Below are 21,228 nucleotides of genomic sequence, written 5' to 3'. Positions count from 1 at the left end.
GAAAACCGGCACGCGGCGCGTGCCGGCCAATGTGTGGGCGTGATTGTGCCTGTCGCGGGGCGGTCAGTTCAATGCAGCGTCGGCGGCGGGCCGTCCGGCGCCGCATCGGCGAGCGGACGCACCGAACCCTCGACGATGCGCGCACCGAAGTCGCGCACGAGCTGCTGGACGAACGGATCGCCGTGAATCTCCTGCTCGGCCTCGCGCTGGCGTGCCGCACGCGCGGCCGCGTCGAGCGCCGCCGCGGTACGCCGTGCGGGCCCGACTTCGACGGCCACCTCGACCGGCTTGCCGAGCGCATCGGCCAGCGCGGCCTTCAGCTTCGCCACCTGCGCGGCGTCCGCATATTGCGGCACCGGCACGGAAAGTTTCAACGTCGTCGCATCGACGGCCGTCAGTTCGCTGTTGAACGCGAGCTGGTACGCGACACCCTTGAGCGGCAGCCGCGCGGCCAGCGCCGGCCATTCGCCGTCGAAGCCGACCGGATCGAGTGCGATCGCAGGCGGCAACGGACGCGTGTCGACCGGTGCGGACGGACGGGTATCCGCCGGCCTAGGCGTCACGCGCACATCGTCGGGGCCGCTGTCGAACACCGGCACGAAGCCATCGTCGGGCGGGCCGCCGAACATCTCGTCGGCGCTGAGCGGGACGTAGTCGTCCGGCGGAATGTCCTCCCAAGGCGGCGAGGCCTGGCGCGAATCGGCCGCCTGCGGCGCACGGGCCGCGGCGCGCGGCGTCGGCACCTGGACGGAAGCAGGACGCGGTGCGGCCGGCTTCTCGGCGGCCGGCTGGGCTGCCGGTTTAGCCGCGGCACCTGCACGCCCGCGGTCGGACGACACACGCATCCCTGCATTGCGCAGCACGTCGAGCGCGGCGGCGGCTCCTCCGGAACGCGCGGCCGGACGCGCAGCGGGCTCGGACGGCGCGGCGCGCGGCTCCGGCTCGGCCGGCGCAGCCGGCTCGTCGCTTCGCTGCGCAACGGCAGCCGGCGGCTCGGGTTCATTGCGGACGGGTGCCGGGTTATCGTCGGCCGGCGCTGCTTGCGATGCTGCGACCGTCTGCGGCTGCGGCGTTTCGATGACTGGCGCGTCAACCGGAGCCGGTGCGGCTGCCTGAACGGCAGCCGGCTTCACGGCCGGCCGGTCTGTTTCGTCGCCGGACTGCACCGGCGCTGCACGCACGACCGGCGCGGCGGGCGCAGCCGGCGCGGCAGCCTGCGGCCGCGCTGCTTCGGCAGGTGCGGCCGATACCGGCTTCGCCGCGGCAGCCGATGCCGCCGCCACGCGCGGGCCCGGCACCGCACGCGGCACGGACGGCTGGCCGCCCGGCGCACTGCCGGCGGCAACCGCCGGCTCGAACGCGAGCATCCGCAGCAACGTCATCGTGAAACCGGCGTACTCGTCCGGTGCCAGGCCGAGCTCGGCGCGACCGACCGTCGCGATCTGATAGAACAGCTGGACCTGCTCGGGGCTCAGCGTGTCGGCGAAGCGGCGCAGGTCGCCCGCTTCGGGCCATTCGTCGAGCACCGAGCCCGGCGCGAACTGCGCCCACGCGATCCGGTGCAGCAGGCTCGCGAGATCCTGGAGCGCGGTCGAGAACGACAGGCTGCGCAGCGACATCTCGTCGGCAATCGCGAGGATTTCCGGGCCGCTGCCGGCGGCAAGCGCGTCGAGCAGACGCACCATGTAAGTCTGGTCGAGCGCGCCGAGCATGCCCGACACGGCCGACTCGGTCACCTCGTTCGCCGAATAGGCGATCGCCTGGTCGGTGAGCGACAGCGCGTCGCGCATGCTGCCCTGCGCGGCACGCGCGAGCAGGCGCAATGCTTGCGACTCGAACGTGATCTGCTCTTCGCCGAGAATCCGTTCGAGATGCGACACGATGTGCCCGGCCGGCATCTGCTTCAGGTTGAACTGCAGGCAGCGCGACAGCACGGTGACGGGAATTTTCTGCGGATCGGTCGTCGCGAGGATGAACTTGACGTGCGGCGGCGGCTCTTCGAGCGTCTTCAGCATCGCGTTGAACGCGTGATTCGTCAGCATGTGCACTTCGTCGATCATGTAGACCTTGAAGCGCGCATCGACGGGCGCGTACACCGCGCGCTCGAGCAACGCGGCCATTTCATCGACGCCGCGGTTGCTTGCGGCATCCATCTCGACGTAATCGACGAAACGCCCTTCGTCGATCTCGCGACAGGCGCGGCACACGCCGCACGGCTGCGACGTGACGCCGGTTTCACAATTGAGTGCCTTGGCGAAGATCCGCGACAGCGTCGTCTTGCCGACACCGCGGGTTCCGGTGAACAGATAGGCGTGATGGAGACGCCCGCCGTCGAGCGCGTGCGTGAGCGCCCTGACGACGTGCTCCTGGCCGACGAGCGAAGCGAAATCCTTCGGACGCCACTTGCGTGCGAGAACTTGATAGGTCATCGGGAAATTGTATCAGTAACGCTGCGTCGCGCCGACACGCGAAACGGTGCGGAAGACTGGCAACGCGCAGGCAAAACGGAGTGTGGTGCAGAAATAAAAAACGCCCGGCGAACGGGGCGAGAAGGAAGGTGACGAGCCCAACCCTCGGCACTGGCGGAAAACGATTGTGGCTGCTTCGTTCCCGACCTGACCAGGTTCACCGCCCCACCATGCGAGGAGGCCCGTCACGGCATATTCTATCACCGCTTCCGAATGAATGCGACCGTTTGTTCGCACCAATGCGAATATGACCAGACAAACCGGCGCGCATCGCACGGCACGCAGTGCCCCCGAATCGAAATGCATGCGCACCCACCCCTTGTAATTTGCGGGCCGGCCTCCACCTGCTGGACACAACGGTCGAACGTCGCGTCGTACCCCTACTCGCGTAGCGGCTACTATCGCCGCCCGCAGCAGATAGCAATTTAGGCTAATATGACGCCCGAACGACCCGCGAGCCGCGGCATGCAGCGCTTACACCCCTCCTTTCCGGAGAGCGGAGTGACCTGCCGCAGCGGCCGGCAGCCAACGGCAGCCGGTACGCCGCAACGCGCAAGCAGGCAGTCCCCGAACCGTAAGAGGTATTGACCCAATGAGCGAACAGATCAAACACATCAGCGACGCATCGTTCGAACAGGACGTCGTCAAGTCCGACAAGCCCGTGCTCGTCGATTTCTGGGCCGAATGGTGCGGCCCGTGCAAGATGATCGCCCCGATTCTCGACGAAGTCGCGAAGGATTACGGCGACAAGCTGCAGATCGCGAAGATCAACGTCGACGACAACCAGGCAACGCCCGCGAAATTCGGCGTGCGCGGCATCCCGACGCTGATCCTGTTCAAGAACGGCGCGGCCGCCGCGCAGAAGGTCGGCGCGCTGTCGAAGTCGCAGCTCACCGCATTCCTGGACAGCCACCTGTAATACAGGCAGTTCCGCGGACGTGTTGTCAACCGGCAACACGTCTGCCGACAAGCCGCCGATCGCTCGCTCAAGCGCGAATCGGCCTATGCTAGAATTAAAAAACGTCTACAAGACGCATTTAAGTCTCTGAGCGCTTCCGCTCGCCCTCCTCCCTTTATTTCTTTCGTCGTCTCCTCCCTGGCGGGTTCTCCGTATGCATTTATCCGAGCTCAAGTCTCTGCACGTCTCCGAACTGATCGAAATGGCCAATGGCCTGGAGATCGAAAACGCGAACCGCCTGCGCAAGCAGGAGTTGATGTTTGCCATTCTTAAAAAGCGCGCCAAGACGGGAGAGACGATCTTCGGCGACGGTACGCTCGAAGTGCTGCCGGACGGCTTCGGCTTCCTGCGCTCGCCGGAAATGTCGTACCTCGCGAGCACCGACGACATCTATATCAGCCCGTCGCAGATCCGCCGCTTCAACCTGCACACCGGCGACACCATCGAAGGTGAAGTCCGCACGCCGAAGGACGGCGAGCGCTACTTCGCGCTGGTGAAGGTCGACAAAGTCAACGGGCAGCCGCCCGAGGCCTCGAAACACAAGATCATGTTCGAGAACCTCACGCCGCTGCACCCGAACAAGCCGCTGTCGCTCGAACGCGAAATGCGCGGCGAGGAAAACGTCACGGGCCGCATCATCGACATGATCGCGCCGATCGGCAAGGGCCAGCGCGGCCTGCTCGTCGCGTCGCCGAAGTCGGGCAAGACCGTGATGCTCCAGCACATCGCACACGCGATCAAGCAGAACCACCCGGACGTGATCCTGTTCGTGCTGCTGATCGACGAGCGCCCTGAAGAAGTGACCGAAATGCAGCGTTCGGTCGCCGGCGAAGTGATCGCCTCGACGTTCGACGAACCGGCCACGCGCCACGTCCAGGTCGCCGAAATGGTGATCGAGAAGGCCAAGCGCCTCGTCGAAATGAAGCACGATGTCGTGATTCTGCTCGACTCGATCACGCGTCTCGCACGCGCGTACAACACCGTGATCCCGGCATCGGGCAAGGTGCTGACGGGTGGTGTCGACGCGAACGCACTGCAACGTCCGAAGCGCTTCTTCGGCGCGGCGCGCAACATCGAGGAAGGCGGCTCGCTGACGATCATCGGCACCGCACTGATCGAAACCGGCAGCCGCATGGACGACGTGATCTACGAAGAGTTCAAGGGCACCGGCAACATGGAAGTGCACCTCGAGCGCCGCCTCGCGGAAAAGCGCGTGTATCCGTCGATCAACCTGAACAAGTCGGGCACGCGTCGCGAAGAAATGCTGATCAAGCCCGAGATCCTTCAGAAGATCTGGGTGCTGCGCAAGTTCATCCACGACATGGACGAAGTCGAAGCGATGGAATTCCTGCTCGACAAGATCCGCCAGACGAAGAGCAACTCCGAGTTCTTCGACCTGATGCGCCGCGGCGGCTGATCACCCCCGCCCCGCACCAAAAAGACGGCCGCCCGCGCATCCTGCCCGGCGGCCGTTTTTCGGTGCCAACCTGAACGTGAACGTACAGGTTGATCTATAATCGCGTCATCGCCCACACCGAATCCCCCGCCTCCCGATGCCGAACGACGCCTCCACCCCGCTGCTGACCGTGAGCGATGCCGCGTCGCGGCTCGGCGTCACGCCGCGCACGCTGAAGTATTACGAAGAGCGCGGCCTCGTCACGCCATCGCGCAGCGAAGGCCGCTACCGCCTCTACGACGAAGCCGACCTCGAACGCTTCGCGCGCATCCTGCGGCTGCGCGCGCTCGGCTTCTCGCTGCACGGCATCACCGAGATGCTGAAGCGCCCGCTGGAAGAAACGGGCGACGGCCGGCGCCGCTATTCCGACGCGTCGCTGCGCGACATCCGCACCGGTCTCACCGAACAGATCGATACGCTCGACCAGCGGATCGCGGCCGTCCAGCGCGAACTGAAAGAAGCCATCGCGCTGCGCAAGGAGCTGCAGCACGACATCGACTACGTCGATCGGCGTCTTGCCGGCGAAAACGCCGATGCGCTGATCGCGCAGCGGCAGGCCGAAGCCGGCACGCGGCGCACGCGCAAGACACGCGAATGAGTGCGATGCCCGGTCGCTCGCCGCTGTGGAGCCGCGCGAACCTGCGCGCGGACCTGTTCCCGTGGGCGCTCGCACTCGTCACCGGCATCGACTATTTCGACAACGCCGTCTTCTCGTTCTTCGCGAGCTACATCGCGGGCGGCATCAACGCATCGCCCGACGAACTCGTGTGGTCGTCGAGCGCCTACGCGGTCACGGCCGTGCTCGGCATCCTGCAGCAGCAATGGTGGGTCGACCGGCTCGGCCATCGCCGCTACGTCGCCGGCTGCATGCTGATGTTCTCGTTCGGCGCAATCGCGGCCGCGCTCGCCGACACGTCGCTCGAACTCGCATTCGCGCGCGGCTTCCAGGGATATTTCATCGGCCCGATGATGGGCGCGTGCCGGATCCTGATCCAGATCAGTTTCAAGCCGCAGGAACGGCCGCCCGCGACACGCGCGTTCCTGATCATGATCCTGCTCGGCAGCGCGCTCGCACCGATCGTCGGCGGCCTGCTCGTCGCGCATTCGACGTGGCGCGCGCTGTTCGCGTGCACGGCGCCGGCCGGCATCGCGTTCGCGATCCTCGCATTGCTCACGCTGCCCGATTCGGGCCGGACACCCGACGACGAACGCGGCTCCGGGCACTTCTGGCCGTATGTCGTGTTCGCGCTCGCGCAAGGCGCGCTGCAGATCGTGCTGCAGCAGGTGCATTACCAGCTCTATAGCGGCTCGCCGCTGCTGATCCTGCTGACGATCGCGGGAATCGGCGCGCTTGCGTGGTTCGCGTATCACCAGTGGAACCATCCGACGCCGCTCGTGCGCCTGCACGCGTTCCGCGAACGGACGTTCCGGGTCGGGCTGCTGCTCTACATGTTCTATTACTACGAGTCGACGGGCTTCAGCTACCTGACGTCGCGGTTTCTCGAAGGCGGGCTCGGCTATCCGGTCGAGAACGCCGGGCGGCTGGTGGGCACGATGTCGCTGATTTCAGCCACCGCGCTGTTCGCGTACCTGCGTTACGCGAAGTTCGTCACGCACAAGAAGTGGTTCGTCGTGCCTGGGTTCGCGATCGCCATCACGGCCGCGCTGTGGATGACGCGAATGACGCCGCAGGTCGGCGAAGCCGCGCTGATCGTCCCGCTGCTGCTGCGCGGGCTGCTGCTGCTCTTCATCGTGCTGCCGGTGGCCAACCTGACGTTCCGGATCTTCGCGATCGACGAATATACGCACGGCTATCGGCTGAAGAACATCGTGCGGCAACTGACGATCTCGTTCGCGACGTCATCGGTGATCATCGTCGAACAGCACCGCGTGGCCGTGCACCAGACGCGGCTCGTCGAGCGCGCGAACGTATTCGACCCGCTGTTCCAGCAGACCGTCGACGCGCTGACGCGCAGCTATGCCGCCGCCGGCCACGCGCCGAACGAAGCGCACGGCCTCGCGATCGCGTCGATCGCGCGGATGGTCGCGCAACAGGCGTCATTCCTCGCGTCGCTCGACGGCTTTTACTTCCTGGCGGGCGTCGCGCTCGTCGGCGGCCTCTTCGCGGCATGGCAAAAAGAGATCGATTGAGTTAAAAGACAGGCTTTGGATTTCCGCGAGCCGCCTTCATGCTCTCGAAACTGACCCGCTGGTTCGACGACCGCCGCCGCGACCGCGCGCTGCGCAGCCACCCGATCCCCGACGCGCTGTGGCAGGACACCGTCGAGCGCCTGCCGTTCCTCGCGGCGCTGTCACCCGATGCGCTCGGCCGGCTACGCGAACTGACGAGCCTGTTCATCGCGAAGAAATCGTTCTCGACCGCGCACGGGCTCGAGCTGACCGACGCGATGGTCGTCGCGATCGCCGTGCAGGCGTGCCTGCCCGTGCTGAATCTCGACCTGTCGCTGTACGACGGCTGGGTCGGCGTCGTCGTGTATCCGGGCGAATTCGTGATCCGCAAGACAGTGCAGGACGAGGACGGCGTCGTCCACGAAGTCGAGCAGGATGCGAGCGGCGAGGCCTGGGAAGGCGGCCCCGTGATCCTGTCCTGGGAAGATGCGCAGATGACGGACGGCCGCGACGCGTACAACGTCGTGATCCACGAGTTCGCGCACAAGATCGACATGGTCAACGGCGCGGCCGACGGCTATCCGCCCCTTTTTCGCCGCTGGCACGCGCCGCACCTCGATGCGCAGGCCTGGGCCGACGTGTTCGAGCACGCGTACGACCAGTTCTGCGCGCGCGTCGACGCCGTGCCGGACCGCGCGTGGGCGCGCTTCGAGCGGGACTCGCTGATCGATCCCTATGCGGCCGACCACCCGTCGGAATTCTTCGCGGTATGCAGCGAAGCGCTGTTCGTCCGGCCGAAAGCGTTCGAGTCCGAATTTCCGGAGCTGTACCGGCTGCTCGCGCGCTACTACCGGCAGGATCCGGCCGGCACCGGCGCGCTCGACACACCGTGAAAATTATTCGTCAACCATCTGATTTTCTGGCATAATCGCCGTTTTTCGACCTTAGGCAAGTGGCTCGCGCCGGGCTTGGCGTCGTCTGGTTTGCGCAATATGCGCGCTCCGGCACGGCAAGCGGCGGGTTGGCTACCGCTCTCACCAAGGAAAGACCATGAAAGAAGGCATCCACCCGAACTACCGCGAAGTCGTCTTCCAAGACATGTCGAACGGCTTCAAGTTCATCACGCGCTCGACGATCCAGACGCGCGAAAACATCGAACTCGACGGCAAGACCTACCCGCTCGCCAAGATCGAAGTGTCGTCGGAATCGCACTCGTTCTACACGGGTCAGCAAAAGATCATGGACACGGCAGGCCGTGTCGAGAAGTTCAAGAACAAGTTCGGCGTACGCGCCAGCGGCAAGGCGAAGTAAGCTTCGCATTGCATCCGGTGGTTGCAACGCACCGGTGTCGCACAAAAGGGCAGCCCAGGCTGCCCTTTTTTGTCTCTGCTCGCCCGGCAGGTGCCAGCCGGCGCCCGGGCATCGACCTGACGCGCAACAGCGGGCGCGTCTACAATGCCGGATGCTCGAAACCGGCTCCACCGCGCGCAACCGCGCCGGCCACCCGCCCATAACAAATCGCTCATCTGCATGAAGCCTGTCGTCCGTCTCACCGCCTCCGCCACGCGCGCGCTGCCGCGCTGGCTGCTGCTCACCCTCTGCTTCGTCTACGCCGCGTTCGGCCTGTTCGGTCGCGACCCGTGGAAGAACGAGGACGCGGCGGGCTTTGGCGTGATGTGGACGATGGCCAAGGGCGGCTGGCACGACTGGCTGCTGCCGAACCTGGTCGGCAAGTTCATCACGACCGACGGGCCGCTCGGCTACTGGCTCGGCGCACTGTCGATCCGCGGCCTCGGCCCGTGGGTCGACGCGAGCAACGCATCGCGCGTCGATACCGGCGTGCTGTTCTGCGTCGCATGCGCATTCGTCTGGTACGCGGCCTACCTGCTCGGCCGCCGTGCCGAAGTCCAGCCGTTCAAATACGCATTCGGCGGCGAGCCCGAGCCGCGCGACTACGGCCGCACGCTCGCCGACGGCGCACTGCTGGTTCTCGTCGCCTGCTTCGGCCTCGCGGAGCGCGGGCACGAAACGACGCCGCAGCTCGCGCAGTTCGCGTGGATCGCGATGCTCGTCTACGGGATCGTGCGCGGCATCGACAAGCCGATGCAGGGCGCGCTGTGGTGGGGTGTCGCGATCGGCCTCGTCGCCCTGTCCGGCAACCCGGTGCTGGTCGTCGCCCTGCTCGCCGGCACCGCCGTGCTGTGGCTCGTCACGCCGGAGATGCGCAACCTGCGCCTGCCGCTCGTCGGCGTGCCGCTCGCGGCCGCGATCTTCGCGCTGTGGCCGCTGGCCGCGTTCGTCGCGGCGCCCGACGACGCCGCATGGTTCTTCAACCAGTGGATCCACGGCAGCCTGATGCGTTTTTCGGGCCCGCCGACCGCGGTGCTCGGCTATGCGGCAAAGAACCTGCCGCTGTTCACGTGGCCCGCGTGGCCGCTCGCGATCTGGGCATGGTGGAGCTGGGCCGGCATGCGCCGCCGGGCGCACATCGCGATTCCGCTGTCGGTCGCCGTGCCGCTCGTCGCGCTCGTGATCCTGCAGAGCCAGCAGTCGAACCGCATGTACATGCTGCTGCTGCCGCCGCTCGCGGTGCTCGCGACGTTCGCGCTGCCGACCCTCAAGCGCGGCGCGATCAACGCGATCGACTGGTTCGCGGTGCTGAGCTTCACGATCCTCGGCACCTTCGTGTGGCTTGTGTGGCTCGCGTCGCTCACGGGCTTCCCGCATCCGCTCGCGCGCAACCTGGCGCGCCTCGTGCCCGGTTATGAGCCGCACTTCAAGATCCTGTCGTTCATCTGCGCGGTGATCGCCACCGTGTGCTGGTGCTTCCTCGTGCGCTGGCGCATCTCGCGGCAGCCGAAGGTGCTGTGGCGCAGCGTCGTGCTGTCGGGCGCGGGCACCACGCTGATGTGGGTGCTGCTGATGACGCTGTGGCTGCCGATCGTCAACTACGGCCGGACCTACCGCGATGTCGCCCAGCAGATCGCCGTACACCTGCCCTCCGACTACGAGTGCATCTCGCCCGTGCGGCTCGGTGACGCGCAGATCGCGACCTTCGCGTATTTCGGCAACATGCGCTTCGACTTCTCCGGCGACTGCGACGTGATCCTGCGCCAGGACCGCGCGGACTTCGGCGAGCCGAGCTCGATGTCGCAATACGTGTGGCGTCTCGTGTGGGAAGGCCGACGTGCCGCCGACCGCGACGAGCGCTTCCGCCTGTACGAGCGCATCGAACGGCCGAAGACGCCCGTCAAGCGGCGTCCGCCGCGCCGCCAGCCGGCCGATTGACGATGTTCGGCGACATCCGCCGGATCGTCGGTCTCGCGTGGCCGGTGCTCGTCGGCCAGCTCGCGATCATCGCGTTCGGCGTGATCGACACCGCGATGGTCGGGCGCTACTCGGCCGTCGACCTGGCCGCGCTCGGGCTCGGCTCGTCGATCTACATATCGATCTATATCGGCCTGACGGGCATCCTGTCCGCGCTGCAGCCGATCACCGGGCAACTGTACGGCGCGCGGCGCTATGCCGAGATCGGCGAGGAAGTGCGCCAGGCGCTGTGGCTCGCACTGCTGCTCGCGGTGCCCGGCTTCCTCCTGCTGCACTTTCCCGAACCGCTGCTGCGCGTCGCGCACACGCCCGCCGCGCTGCACGACCGCACCGTCGACTACCTGCGAATCCTGTCGTACGGGCTGCCCGCCAGCCTCGTCTTCCGCATCTACAACGCGCTGACCAATGCGGCCGGCAAGCCGCGCCTCGCGATGATCCTGCAGATCGGCGCGCTGCTGCTCAAGTTTCCGCTCAACGTGTGGTTCATCTTCGGCGGGTTCGGCGTGCCGGCCCTCGGCGGCCCCGGCTGCGGGCTCGCGAGCACGCTGATCAACTGGGCGCTCGCGCTGATCGGCTACACGCTGCTCGCGAAGCTCGACGTGTTCGCGCCGCTCGCGATCTTCTCGCGCTTCTGCTGGCCGGTCTGGGAACGCCAGAAGGCGATCCTGAAACTCGGTGTACCGATGGGCCTGTCGTACCTCATCGAGGTCACGTCGTACACGTGCATGGCGCTGTTCATCGCGCAGTTCGGCACGACGACGCTCGCCGGCCACCAGATCGCCGGCAACATCGGCGCGGTGCTGTACATGACGCCGTTGTCGATCGGCGTGGCGGCGTCGACGCTGGTCGCGCGCGCGCTCGGCGCCGGACGGCCCGACGAAGCCCGGCTGCTCGGCCGGCACAGCGTGATCTTCGCGTGCGGCATTGCCGCGACCTACGGCCTGCTCGTGTTCGTGCTGCGACCGCTGATCATCGGCGGCTATACGCCGAACCCGGCCGTCGCCGCGGCCGCGATGCCGCTCGTCGCGATCGTCGCGTGCTACCACGTCTTCGATGCACTGCAGGTCACGTCGGCGTTCGTGCTGCGCGCCTACAAGGTCGCGGTCGTGCCGACCGTGATCTATGCGGTCGCGCTGTGGGGCGTCGGGCTCAGCGGCGGCTACGCGCTCGGTTTCGACGTGGGCGGCATCGCGCCCGCGTCGCTGACCGGCGCGCGCGGCTTCTGGTTCGCGAACACGATCAGCCTGATGCTCGCGGGCGCCGGGCTCGTGCTGTACCTGCGCCGCGTCAGTCGTGCGCATGCGTCGGCGTCCGCCTGACGCGCCACCCGCTACGTTTCCTCCAGCACCTCGGCTGCGTGATACGACGACCGCACGAGCGGGCCGGCGACGACTTCCCTGAAACCCAGCAATGGCGCCTCGTCGCGCCACGCGGCGAATGCGTCCGGGCTCACGTAGCGTCGCACCGGCAGATGGTGCGCGGACGGTGCGAGATACTGGCCGAGCGTCAGCACGTCGACGTCATGCGCACGCAGGTCGCGCAGCGTGTCGCGCACTTCGTCGTCGCACTCGCCGAGCCCGAGCATCAACCCCGATTTCGTCACCAGTCCCGGCCGCGCCCGCTTCGCCTGCGCGAGCAATTCGAGCGAACCGCGATAGTCGGCGCCCGGCCGCGCCGCGCGATACAGCGACGGTACCGTCTCGATATTGTGATTGAACACGTCGGGCCAGGCCGTCGACAGCGCATCGAGCGCGCGGGCCACGCGGCCGCGGAAGTCCGGTGTCAGCACTTCGACGCCGATGCCCGGCACGCTCGCGCGCACCGCCGCGATGCACGCGGCGAAATGCGCGGCGCCGCCGTCGCGCAGGTCGTCGCGGTCGACCGACGTGATCACGACGTAGCGCAGCCCGAGCGCCGCGGCCGCATCGGCCAGCCGCGCGGGCTCGTCGGGATCGAGCGGCTCGGGACGGCCGTGCGCGACGTCGCAGAACGGGCAGCGCCGCGTGCACAGGCCGCCCATGATCATGAAGGTCGCGGTGCGCTGCGCGAAGCATTCGCCGATGTTCGGGCACATCGCCTCCTCGCAGACGGAATGCAGCCGATGGTCGCGCAGCACGGCCGCCATGTCGGCGACCGCCGCGCTCATCATCGGCCGCGCGCGCAGCCACGGCGGCTTCGGCAACGCCGCACCGGCTGCGGGCTCGACGCGCACCGGAATGCGCGCGAGCTTGTCGCGGCTTCTCGCGCCGGGCTGGCCGAGCGCCGTGAGGCTGGGTCGTTCGAGCGCGGCGGCCATCGTCAGCCTCCGAGAAACGCGACGATCAGGCGGTTCACGTCGGCAGCCGCCTCCATCTGCACCATGTGCCCGCTGCCGGCGATCACCTCGGCACGCACGCCTTCAGGCAAACCCTGCGCGTGCCGCGCCGGGATCACCTGGTCGTGCTCGCCCCAGATCACGAGCGTGCGCGGCGCAAGCGTCGCGAGCCGGTCGCGGAACACGCGCCGCTGTGCGGCGCCGTCGAACGCGGCATTCGCGATCTTCTCGAGTGCGCCCTGCACCCCTTCGAGCCGCTTGTACTTGACGAGATCCTCGACGAGCTGCCGCGTGACCAGCGCGTTGTCCGCAAAGAGCGCGCCGAGGTGCGGCTTCAGCGTGTTGCGGCTGTTGCCGGCGACGAAACCGTCGATGTAGGCGCGGTTGATGTCGGTGCCGAGCCCCGCGCTCGCGATCAGCGTCAGCGACGCGACGCGTTGCGGCGCGCGCTCGGCCGCCGCCATCGCGACCGCGCCGCCCATCGAATGGCCGATCAGGTGGGCCTGGTCGATGCCCTGCGCATCGAGCAGCGCGAGCACCGCGTCGGCCAGTTCGTCGAGGCTGCCCGTCTCGACCGCCTTGCCCGACTCGCCATGACCGGGCAGGTCGAGCGCCCACACCGGCCGGTGCGCGGCGAGATCCGCGTGATTGAACAGCCAGTTGTTGAGGTCGCCGCCGAAGCCGTGGATCAGCACGGCGGGCGTGCCGTTGCCTTCGCCGAGCTTCAGGAAGCGCACCGTCCGGCCGCCGATCTGCGCTTTTTCGGGCTGCGGGCCCGCGGCTTCGTCGGCGGCCGCGCTCGGCACGAAATCGCGCTGGAACTCGGCGATCGCCGCATCGATGTCGGCATCGCTCGCGTCGGCGGCCGCGACGACGCCGAGCAGCGCGCCGACCGGCAGCGTCTCGCCTTCCTGCGCGACCTGCCGGCGCAGCGTGCCGTCAAACGCGCATTCGACGCCCGACGAGATCTTGTCGGTCTCGACGTCGAGCACTTCGTCGCCCTTCGTCACGCGTTCACCGAGCGCCTTCAGCCAGCCGTTGACCTGCCCCTGCTCCATCGACAGCCCCCACTTGGGCATCGTGATCATGTGAATCGACATCGTGTCAGCTCCTCGTCTTCAGGACCGCCTTCGCAATCGCATCGGCGGACGGGATATACAGGTCTTCCAGCACGCTCGCGAACGGCGTGGGCGTATGCGGTGCGGTCACGAGCTCGATCGGCGCCTTCAGCGCATGGAACGCGCGCTGCGCGACGAGCGCGGCGATGTCGGTCGCGATCGAGCAGCGCGGGTTCGCTTCGTCGACGACCACCACGCGCCCGGTGCGCTCCGCGCTTTCGAGGATCGTTTCCTCGTCGAGCGGCGACGTCGTGCGCAGGTCGATCACGTCGACCTGGATGCCGTCCTTCGCGAGCTTCGCGGCCGCGTCCATCGCGAGGTGCACCATCCGGCCGTACGTGACGATCGTCACGTCGTGGCCTTCGCGCATCACGTTCGCTTCGCCGAACGGGATCGCATAGGATTCCTCCGGCACATCGCCTTCGCGGGTATAGAGCAGCTTGTGTTCGAGAAAGATCACGGGATCGTTGTCGCGGATCGCCTGGATCAGCAGCCCCTTCGCGTCGTACGGCGTCGACGGGCACACGACCTTCAGCCCCGGAATGTGCGTGAACAGCGACGTGAGCATCTGCGAATGCTGCGCGGCTGCGCGCAAGCCGGCGCCGTACATCGCGCGGATCACGACCGGCGTCACGGCCTTGCCGCCGAACATGTAGCGGAACTTGGCGGCCTGGTTGAAGATCTGGTCGAAGCACACGCCCATGAAATCGATGAACATCAGTTCCGCGACAGGCCGCATCCCGCACGCGGCAGCGCCAACCGCCGCGCCGATGTAGCCGCCCTCCGACAGCGGCGTATCGAGCACGCGGCCCGGAAACTTGTGGAACAGCCCCTTCGTCACGCCGAGCACGCCGCCCCATGCGTCGTCCTCGCCCGGCGCGCCCGCGCCGCCCGCGTTGTCCTCGCCCATCACGATCACGCTGTCGTCGCGCGCCATTTCCTGCGCGAGCGCCTCGTTGATCGCCTGCGAATAAGTGATCTTCCTTGCCATGTCTGTCTCCTGGAATGTTCGGTTCGCCGTGCCGGCTGCGGTATCAGGCCGCGCTCACGGATACGACACGTAGACGTCGGTCAGCAGATCGGCCGCATCAGGTACCGGCGCGGCCTTGGCCTGCGCAACCGCATCGTCGATCAGCGATTTGACCTGTGCATCGACCGCGCGCAGATCGGCGGTCGTCAGCGCCTCGGCCCGCACGACGCGCGTTTCGAAATGCTTCAGGCAGTCCTTCTCGTCGCGCAGCTTCTGCACCTCGCCGGGTGCGCGATAGGTTTGCGCATCGCCTTCGAAGTGGCCGAAATAGCGCGTGAACTTCACCTCGACGAGCGTCGGGCCGCCGCCGTTGCGCGCGCGCTCGACGGCCTCGCCGAGCGCTTCGTGCACCGCGAAGAAGTCGAAGCCGTCGACGATCACGCCCGGCATCCCGAACCCGTTCGCACGATCGGCGATGTTGTCGGTCGCGACCGACCAGCTCGACGACGTCGCTTCCGCGTAGCCGTTGTTTTCGGCGACGAAGATCGCGGGCAGCCGCCATACCGACGCGAGGTTCATCGATTCGAAGATCACACCCTGGTTCGATGCGCCGTCGCCGAAGAAGCACACGCCGACGCCGCCCGTCTTCCGGTGCTTCGCCGCGAGCGCCGCGCCGCAGACGAGCGGCCCGCCCGCGCCGACGATCCCGTTGGCGCCGAGCATGCCCATCGCCAGGTCGGCGATGTGCATCGAGCCGCCCTTGCCGTGGCAGACGCCCGTCTTCTTGCCGTAGATCTCGGCCATCATCCCGTGCACGTCGACGCCCTTCGCGATGCAATGGCCATGGCCGCGGTGCGTGGTCGCGACGTAGTCGTCGAGGCCGAGGTGCAGGATCGTGCCAACCGCGGACGCCTCCTCGCCCGCGTACAGGTGAACGAAACCGGGGATCTCGCCGGTCGCGAATTCGACGTGCAGACGCTCCTCGAATTCGCGGATCGTGCGCATCAGCCGGTAGGCGTCCAGCAGCTTGTCCCTGCTGAGCTGGGTCGAAACGGTCATGTGTGTCTCCTGGGTAGGTCTGACTGCGAATGCCGCCGCGTCCGAGACGCGGCGACGGATTGCACGGCCCGCGGCCGTCAGTGGAACGTGAAGCCGCCGTCGACGTTCACGGCCTGGCCCGTCACGTTGTCCATCGTCGCGAAGAACAGCGCGAGCCGGCCCATGTCTTCCGGCGTCTGCGCGCGGCCCTGCGGAATCAGCGTCAACTGGTGCCGCTGCCACGACTCCTCGACCGATTCGCCGTCGGTCTTCCATTCGTCGGACAGCCGGTCCCACATGTAGGTACGCACGATGCCGGGGCAGATCGCGTTGACGGTCACGCCGTCGCGCGCGACCTCCTTCGCAAGCGCATTCGTGAAGCCGACAACCGCGAATTTCGACGCGCTGTAATGCGCGAGATTCGGAAAGCCCTCCTTGCCCGCGATCGACGCGACGTTGATGATCCGGCCGCGGCCCTGCGCCTTCAGCGGCGCGAGCGCCGCGCGACAGCCGAGGAACGTGCCCTTCGCGTTCACGTCCATCACGAAATCCCAGTCGCGCTCGGTCAGCTCGCCGACCGGATGAATGCTGATCACGCCCGCGCAGTTCACGAGGATGTCGAGCCGGCCGAGTTCGGCAAGCGCCTGCGCGACCATCGCGTCGACCTGCGCGGCCTGCGTGACGTCGACCTTCGCGACCGCCGCCCGGCGGCCGAGTGCGCGTACTTCTCGCGCGGTGGCATCGAGTGCGTCGTCGAGCAGGTCGGCGAGCAGAATGTCGGCGCCCGCGCCGGCGAGCGTCAGTGCAATGCCGCGGCCGATGCCGCGCGCGCCGCCCGTGACGATGGCGACCTGTCCTTCGAGTGGGGTTGTCATGGCGATGTCTCCTTGTCGATCGTTATGGATGTCGAAATGTCACTCGGTAAAACGGCGTCTCAATAGCGCCACTCGCCGGCGTCGCGCAGCAGCTGCCGTGACGACGCGTAGCGCAGCGTGCGCCCGACGTCGACCGTCAGCGGCCCGCGCCAGTCGAGCGAAATCTCGTAGCGATCGCCGCGCGCGACCTCGATCTCGCGCTCGCCGTCGAACGCAAGCGTGCCGCGCTCGAACGGAATCGCCTGCCACGCGCCCGGCTCGAGCCGCTCGCAACTGCGCATCACGACACGATCGACGCGGCCCGGCGCGATCGGTGCGACGAGCGGCGTGCCGGCCGTCTTGCCTTCGCCCGCGAAACGCATCGCGAGCCCGTGCGGCGCGCTGCGTTCGAGCGGCGCCCACGCGCCGCCGAGCGCGGACAGGCCGATTCCGTCCGGTTCCGCAAACGTCAGGTAGAGCGAATCGATGTCGTCGGACCCCGAGATCGCGCGGGCGCCGATGAAGCGCTGCCGCGCGGCGCACACGTCGACGAGCGCGATCTCCTCGCGCCCCGGCTGCGCGCCCGCCACGCAGCGCACGACGAGCCGCTTGTTGCGCGTGAACGCGACTTCGGCCGGCACCGCGCCGGTCGCGGCAAGCCCTGCCGCGACGCCGGCGACCGTTGCTTCGCGATGTTCGGGAAACGCGTTGTTGGTACCGGTGGACAGCGCGACGAGCGGCGTCGCGCCACAGTGCGCGGCCACGGCGCGATGGGTGCCGTCGCCGCCGAGCACGACGATCAGCGCGACTTCCATCCGGTGCAGGTACGCCGCGCCGGCCTGTGTGTCGGCGACGGTGTCGGTGATCGGCAGGTCGGCGAATTCGACCTCGGGCCAGCGCTCGTGCGGCGCGACCGCACGATGCGTGTCGATCGCGCGCAGCAGCAGCGTCGCGATGCCCGTCCGGTCGCGCAGCGTCAGCACGCGCTCGACGCCCATCGCGCCGAGGCCGGCCAGCAGGCGCACGATCATGTTCGCCTTCTCCGCCGTCGGAGATACGGAGGCATGCGTCGTGAGGCGGCGGATGTCGCGCCCCGATGCGGGGTTCGCGATCACGCCGACGGTAACGGGCGTCGTCACGGGTTCGTCTCCATCCAGTTGGCCGGCCCGGGCGCATCGACGTGCGCCACGGCCCTGCCTGTCTCGTCCGCTGCCATCTCCGGGCGGCGGATCGTCGTCGTCGACGCGACCGCGCCGACTTGCCCGTGATCTCTGCAAGCGGCGTGCCATCGTGCGTGCGATGAACGTGAAACCCTTGTGAATGCTGACGCGGCGGGTATGCAGGTGCCCCCGATTCGCGACTGGAAGGACGGAGCGCACGGCAATTCGGCCCGTGCGTCTCACATCGCCGATGCGACGAAATGGCCCTCGGGACGCCGGCGCAAGCGTGCCGCTCCGCCCGCAAACCCCGCGGTATCGCGGCGCCGCGCATGCCGCGTCATGCCGGACGGTCTCCGCAGGTTGCCCATGAACGCGTCTCAACGTCACGAGACGGCCCGCGATACCGGTGAGACGAACGTCTCACGCCCGCTGCGTGCTGCGATGCAATGTGATCCGTCGAACGGGATGTGCTACAAGAACATCGCATTCCCCGCCGTACGGAACCGGAGCCGACCATGCCCTATGCCGTCCCCCAGGCCCAGCACGCCGACCGTGTGCTCGGCGCGCTCGCAGGACGCCTGCCCGCGCCGGCCGACTCCACGCGCCTCGTGTCGTCGTGGCAACGTTCCCTGGAGCGCTACTGTCTCGACCCCGCTTCGTCGATCGGCCCGCGCGTGCTGACCGCAGCCGAGCTGCGCGAAGTACGCGACAAGGAGGAGGCCTTCCTGCGCGCGTCGGGCCAGTGCCTGACGCGGCTGCACGACATGATCCGCGTCGCCGATTACTGCGTGATGCTGACCGACGCGCACGGCGTGACGATCGACTACCGGATCGACCGCGAGCGTCGCAACGACTTCCGCCATGCGGGGCTGCACATCGGTTCGTGCTGGTCGGAAAGCGAGGAAGGCACGTGCGGTGTCGCGAACGTGCTGACCGATCTCGCGCCGATCACCGTGCACAAGACCGATCACTTTCGTGCGGCGTTCACGACGCTCACCTGCAGCGCGGCACCGATCTTCTCGCCGGGCGGCGAGCTGATCGGCGTGCTCGACGCATCGGCCGTTCATTCGCCCGACGGCCGCGACAGCCAGCGTCTCGTCTATCAGCTCGTGCGGCAGAGCGCGGCGCTGATCGAGGACGGCTACTTCGTGCACAGCACCGCGCAGCACTGGATCCTGTTCGGGCATCCGAATCGTCACTACGTCGAAGCGCAACCCGAGTGGCTGATCGCGTTCGACGAATGCGGCAACATCGTCGCCGCGAACCGGCAGGCGCGCGACGCGCTGCCGGCGCTGCGCGAACCGCGCCATATCGACGAGATCTTCGATGCGACCGAGATGCCGCTGCGCGATGCCGCGCGGCTCGACGCGATCGTCGCGCTGCGGCTGCGCGCGACCGGCGCGCCGCTCTATGCGCGGCTGCGTGCGCCGCTACGGCGCGCCGGTCGCGAACCCGCCACGGCCTCGCGCCGCCCGAGCACCGCGCAACGCCACGTCGGCGCGTTGACGCCGTTCCTGCACAGCAACGACGCGCATATCGCGCAGCAGGCCGAACTCGCACTGCGTGTCGCGAGCAAGCGGCTGCCGATTCTCGTGCTCGGCGAAACCGGTGCGGGGAAGGAAGTGTTCGCGCGCGCGATCCACGACGCCGGCGCGCGACGCGCGCGGCCGTTCGTCGCGGTCAACTGCGGCGCGCTGCCGGAAGCGCTGATCGAGAGCGAACTGTTCGGCTATGCGGCCGGCGCGTTCACCGGCGCACGCAAGCACGGCGCGCGCGGCAAGATCGCACTTGCTGACGGCGGCACGCTGTTCCTCGACGAAATCGGCGACATGCCGCTCGCGCTGCAGACGCGCCTGTTGCGCGTGCTCGCCGATGGCGAGGTCGTGCCGCTCGGCAGCGATACGCCCGTACGCGTCGATCTCGACGTGATCTGTGCGACGCACCGCGATCTCCCACGCATGGTGGCCGATGGCACGTTCCGCGAGGACCTCTACTACCGGTTGAGCGGCGCGACGTTCGAACTGCCGCCGCTGCGCGAGCGTGCCGACGTGCGCGACGTGATCGCCGCCGTATTCGCCGAGGAGGCGCAGGCCACCGGCCACGTGCTGACGCTCGATGCGACGCTCGCCGAACAGCTCGCCGCGTACCCGTGGCCCGGTAACGTGCGGCAATTGCGCAACGTGCTGCGCTATGCGTGTGCGGTGTGCGACGCCGCTCGCGTGACGCGACATGACCTGCCGGCCGATATCGCCGCGCAGCTCGGCGGCGTAGTACTCGGCACGCTACCCGACGACGAACGCGGCCGCATCGTCGCGGCGCTCACCGCGCACCGCTGGCGGCCCGACGCGGCCGCGCAGGCGCTCGGCATCTCGCGCGCGACGCTGTACCGGCGCATCGCGAAGCACCGGATCGTCGCGCCGCACCGCGCGTGACGCGTCGGCGCGCGCTTCGTCATGCGGGCTGCCCGGCCGCTTCGTTCGCGTCTGCCGCGTTGCCGGCCGCTTCATCGCGCCGCGTGAACACTTCGTGCGCGGCGAACAGCGCGTTGAGCGCGGCCGGCATACCCGCGTACACGGCCATCTGCATGAACACCTCGACGATCTCGTCGCGTGTGCAGCCGACGTTCAGCGCGGCCTCGATATGCACCTTCAACTGCGGCTGCGCGTTGCCGAGCGCGGCCAGTGCCGCGATCGTCGCGATTTCTCGCGCTTTCAGGTCGAGCTGCGGCCGGCTGTAGATGTCGCCGAAGCTGAACTCGACCAGGAGCCGCCCGAAATCCGGTGCGATCGGCGCGAGGGCCGCGATCACGCGCTCACCCACTTCGCCGTCGATTTCCTTCAGTTTGTTCCAGCCGCGCGTGTAGCGGTCTTCAACGAGTCGTTCCATTGTGTCCGTCCTGTTCCGATAGAGAGTGAGAAGGTCTTGCCCGTCGTGCCATATCCCGCTCCTGTGCCTCATAGTTCACGATCTTGTCGCTGATCACGTCGAGGCTCGCCTGCAGCTCCGCGATATGCGCGCGCACCGCGTCGTGATGTGCGACGAGCAGGCCGCGCCGCGCACCGAAGGTCGACTCGCCTTGCGCGCGCAGCGCCGCGAATTCCTGCATCTGCGCGATCGGCATGCCGGTCGCCTTCAGGCGCATCACGAAGGCCAGCCAGTCAAGGTCGGCCGGCGCATAGAGCCGGTGCCCGGCCGCCGTGCGCGAAATCGCGCGCAGCAGGCCGGCCTGCTCGTAGTACCGCAGCGTATGCGTCGACAGGCCGGTCATTTCGGCGACCTGGCCGATCGTCAGCGGGCCGGTGGAGGAAGGTTGGGATACGGTTTTCGACATGGCAGGAACAAGGTTAGGAGTTAGAGTTCACTCTAAGTCAAGCCCTGTCGAACAGCCAGTGCGGCGATCTTCAGCGACACCCCGGCGACACCGTAAAGAATGGT

18 protein-coding genes and 1 other RNA gene are annotated in these 21,228 nt (G+C 67.8%); 9 read left to right on the top strand and 10 right to left on the bottom strand.

Annotation, left to right across the window (positions count from 1 at the left end):
• Window positions 1–68: 68 nt before the first annotated feature.
• Both BCO18175_RS05490 and ffs read right to left on the bottom strand, forming a co-directional pair.
• On the bottom strand, window positions 69–2,429 hold the full coding sequence (locus tag BCO18175_RS05490) for a DNA polymerase III subunit gamma/tau (RefSeq protein ID WP_174979823.1): 2,361 nt from the start codon (window positions 2,427–2,429) through the stop codon (window positions 69–71).
• A gap of 127 nt (window positions 2,430–2,556) precedes the next feature.
• An RNA gene (ffs, locus tag BCO18175_RS05485) (signal recognition particle sRNA small type) lies at window positions 2,557–2,655 on the bottom strand.
• A 405-nt stretch (window positions 2,656–3,060) separates the two neighbouring features.
• Between ffs and trxA the strand changes: the two genes are divergently transcribed.
• The 8 genes from trxA to BCO18175_RS05445 all read left to right on the top strand — a co-directional run bounded on the left by trxA (window position 3,061) and on the right by BCO18175_RS05445 (window position 11,658).
• On the top strand, window positions 3,061–3,387 hold the full coding sequence (gene trxA / locus BCO18175_RS05480) for a thioredoxin TrxA (protein WP_006402348.1): 327 nt from the start codon (window positions 3,061–3,063) through the stop codon (window positions 3,385–3,387).
• Between the two features lie 193 nt (window positions 3,388–3,580).
• Complete coding sequence (gene rho, locus BCO18175_RS05475; protein WP_006478662.1) at window positions 3,581–4,843, top strand: transcription termination factor Rho; 1,263 nt, start codon at window positions 3,581–3,583, stop codon at window positions 4,841–4,843.
• A gap of 136 nt (window positions 4,844–4,979) precedes the next feature.
• Complete coding sequence (locus BCO18175_RS05470; protein WP_174979822.1) at window positions 4,980–5,480, top strand: MerR family transcriptional regulator; 501 nt, start codon at window positions 4,980–4,982, stop codon at window positions 5,478–5,480.
• Window positions 5,477–7,033 (top strand): MFS transporter, encoded by a 1,557-nt coding sequence (locus tag BCO18175_RS05465; protein ID WP_174979821.1) that lies wholly within the window; start codon window positions 5,477–5,479, stop codon window positions 7,031–7,033. The genes BCO18175_RS05470 and BCO18175_RS05465 overlap by 4 nt, the downstream gene beginning before the upstream one ends.
• 38 nt (window positions 7,034–7,071) lie before the next feature.
• On the top strand, window positions 7,072–7,905 hold the full coding sequence (locus tag BCO18175_RS05460) for a zinc-dependent peptidase (protein WP_174979820.1): 834 nt from the start codon (window positions 7,072–7,074) through the stop codon (window positions 7,903–7,905).
• A gap of 157 nt (window positions 7,906–8,062) precedes the next feature.
• Window positions 8,063–8,323 carry a type B 50S ribosomal protein L31 gene (locus BCO18175_RS05455; protein WP_006753671.1) on the top strand — a complete coding sequence of 87 codons (261 nt, stop codon included), beginning with the start codon at window positions 8,063–8,065 and terminating at the stop codon, window positions 8,321–8,323.
• A 144-nt stretch (window positions 8,324–8,467) separates the two neighbouring features.
• Complete coding sequence (locus BCO18175_RS05450; protein WP_174979819.1) at window positions 8,468–10,300, top strand: ArnT family glycosyltransferase; 1,833 nt, start codon at window positions 8,468–8,470, stop codon at window positions 10,298–10,300.
• A 2-nt stretch (window positions 10,301–10,302) separates the two neighbouring features.
• A complete protein-coding gene (locus tag BCO18175_RS05445) occupies window positions 10,303–11,658 on the top strand; it encodes an MATE family efflux transporter (protein ID WP_174979818.1) in 1,356 nt (451 codons plus the stop codon).
• A gap of 11 nt (window positions 11,659–11,669) precedes the next feature.
• On the opposite strand, the gene lipA is transcribed toward BCO18175_RS05445, so the two are convergent.
• From lipA to BCO18175_RS05415, 6 genes are all read right to left on the bottom strand, one after another.
• The gene (lipA, locus tag BCO18175_RS05440) at window positions 11,670–12,635 is read right to left on the bottom strand and encodes a lipoyl synthase (protein ID WP_174979817.1); all 966 of its coding nucleotides are present in this window, start codon (window positions 12,633–12,635) and stop codon (window positions 11,670–11,672) included.
• A 2-nt stretch (window positions 12,636–12,637) separates the two neighbouring features.
• Window positions 12,638–13,753 carry an acetoin dehydrogenase dihydrolipoyllysine-residue acetyltransferase subunit gene (locus BCO18175_RS05435; RefSeq protein WP_174979816.1) on the bottom strand — a complete coding sequence of 372 codons (1,116 nt, stop codon included), beginning with the start codon at window positions 13,751–13,753 and terminating at the stop codon, window positions 12,638–12,640.
• Between the two features lie 4 nt (window positions 13,754–13,757).
• Window positions 13,758–14,762, bottom strand: coding sequence for an alpha-ketoacid dehydrogenase subunit beta (locus BCO18175_RS05430; RefSeq protein ID WP_174979815.1), 1,005 nt, complete (start codon window positions 14,760–14,762; stop codon window positions 13,758–13,760).
• Between the two features lie 54 nt (window positions 14,763–14,816).
• Window positions 14,817–15,800, bottom strand: a complete 984-nt coding sequence (locus BCO18175_RS05425; protein WP_174979814.1) for a thiamine pyrophosphate-dependent dehydrogenase E1 component subunit alpha — start codon at window positions 15,798–15,800, stop codon at window positions 14,817–14,819.
• Window positions 15,801–15,877: 77 nt separating this feature from the next.
• Window positions 15,878–16,654, bottom strand: coding sequence for an SDR family NAD(P)-dependent oxidoreductase (locus BCO18175_RS05420; RefSeq protein ID WP_174914797.1), 777 nt, complete (start codon window positions 16,652–16,654; stop codon window positions 15,878–15,880).
• 59 nt (window positions 16,655–16,713) lie between these two features.
• A complete protein-coding gene (locus BCO18175_RS05415; RefSeq protein ID WP_174979813.1) occupies window positions 16,714–17,772 on the bottom strand; it encodes an ATP-NAD kinase family protein in 1,059 nt (352 codons plus the stop codon).
• 536 nt (window positions 17,773–18,308) lie between these two features.
• On the opposite strand from BCO18175_RS05415, the gene BCO18175_RS05410 reads away from it, so the two are divergent.
• On the top strand, window positions 18,309–20,225 hold the full coding sequence (locus tag BCO18175_RS05410; protein ID WP_174979812.1) for a sigma-54-dependent Fis family transcriptional regulator: 1,917 nt from the start codon (window positions 18,309–18,311) through the stop codon (window positions 20,223–20,225).
• A 19-nt stretch (window positions 20,226–20,244) separates the two neighbouring features.
• Here BCO18175_RS05410 and BCO18175_RS05405 read toward each other — a convergent pair whose 3' ends face one another.
• Window positions 20,245–20,679, bottom strand: coding sequence for a carboxymuconolactone decarboxylase family protein (locus BCO18175_RS05405; protein ID WP_071334593.1), 435 nt, complete (start codon window positions 20,677–20,679; stop codon window positions 20,245–20,247).
• A complete protein-coding gene (locus BCO18175_RS05400) occupies window positions 20,663–21,124 on the bottom strand; it encodes a MerR family transcriptional regulator (RefSeq protein WP_174967480.1) in 462 nt (153 codons plus the stop codon). The genes BCO18175_RS05405 and BCO18175_RS05400 overlap by 17 nt, the downstream gene beginning before the upstream one ends.
• Window positions 21,125–21,228 lie beyond the last annotated feature (104 nt).

The sequence above is a fragment of the Burkholderia lata genome (genome assembly GCF_902499335.1).
Taxonomy (GTDB): Bacteria; Pseudomonadota; Gammaproteobacteria; order Burkholderiales; family Burkholderiaceae; genus Burkholderia; species Burkholderia lata_B.
This window is presented reverse-complemented; position numbering and strand designations above follow the sequence as displayed.

Coding starts and splice junctions, on each gene's coding strand:
- lipA (WP_174979817.1), bottom strand. CDS start 12,635: ATGGCCGCCGCGCTCGAACGACCCAGCCTCACGGCGCTCGGCCAGCCC.
- BCO18175_RS05420 (WP_174914797.1), bottom strand. CDS start 16,654: ATGACAACCCCACTCGAAGGACAGGTCGCCATCGTCACGGGCGGCGCG.
- BCO18175_RS05450 (WP_174979819.1), top strand. CDS start 8,468: ATGCCGGATGCTCGAAACCGGCTCCACCGCGCGCAACCGCGCCGGCCA.
- BCO18175_RS05425 (WP_174979814.1), bottom strand. CDS start 15,800: ATGACCGTTTCGACCCAGCTCAGCAGGGACAAGCTGCTGGACGCCTAC.
- BCO18175_RS05490 (WP_174979823.1), bottom strand. CDS start 2,429: ATGACCTATCAAGTTCTCGCACGCAAGTGGCGTCCGAAGGATTTCGCT.
- BCO18175_RS05445 (WP_174979818.1), top strand. CDS start 10,303: ATGTTCGGCGACATCCGCCGGATCGTCGGTCTCGCGTGGCCGGTGCTC.
- BCO18175_RS05465 (WP_174979821.1), top strand. CDS start 5,477: ATGAGTGCGATGCCCGGTCGCTCGCCGCTGTGGAGCCGCGCGAACCTG.
- BCO18175_RS05400 (WP_174967480.1), bottom strand. CDS start 21,124: ATGTCGAAAACCGTATCCCAACCTTCCTCCACCGGCCCGCTGACGATC.
- rho (WP_006478662.1), top strand. CDS start 3,581: ATGCATTTATCCGAGCTCAAGTCTCTGCACGTCTCCGAACTGATCGAA.
- trxA (WP_006402348.1), top strand. CDS start 3,061: ATGAGCGAACAGATCAAACACATCAGCGACGCATCGTTCGAACAGGAC.
- BCO18175_RS05405 (WP_071334593.1), bottom strand. CDS start 20,679: ATGGAACGACTCGTTGAAGACCGCTACACGCGCGGCTGGAACAAACTG.
- BCO18175_RS05455 (WP_006753671.1), top strand. CDS start 8,063: ATGAAAGAAGGCATCCACCCGAACTACCGCGAAGTCGTCTTCCAAGAC.
- BCO18175_RS05470 (WP_174979822.1), top strand. CDS start 4,980: ATGCCGAACGACGCCTCCACCCCGCTGCTGACCGTGAGCGATGCCGCG.
- BCO18175_RS05430 (WP_174979815.1), bottom strand. CDS start 14,762: ATGGCAAGGAAGATCACTTATTCGCAGGCGATCAACGAGGCGCTCGCG.
- BCO18175_RS05435 (WP_174979816.1), bottom strand. CDS start 13,753: ATGTCGATTCACATGATCACGATGCCCAAGTGGGGGCTGTCGATGGAG.
- BCO18175_RS05410 (WP_174979812.1), top strand. CDS start 18,309: ATGCCCTATGCCGTCCCCCAGGCCCAGCACGCCGACCGTGTGCTCGGC.
- BCO18175_RS05460 (WP_174979820.1), top strand. CDS start 7,072: ATGCTCTCGAAACTGACCCGCTGGTTCGACGACCGCCGCCGCGACCGC.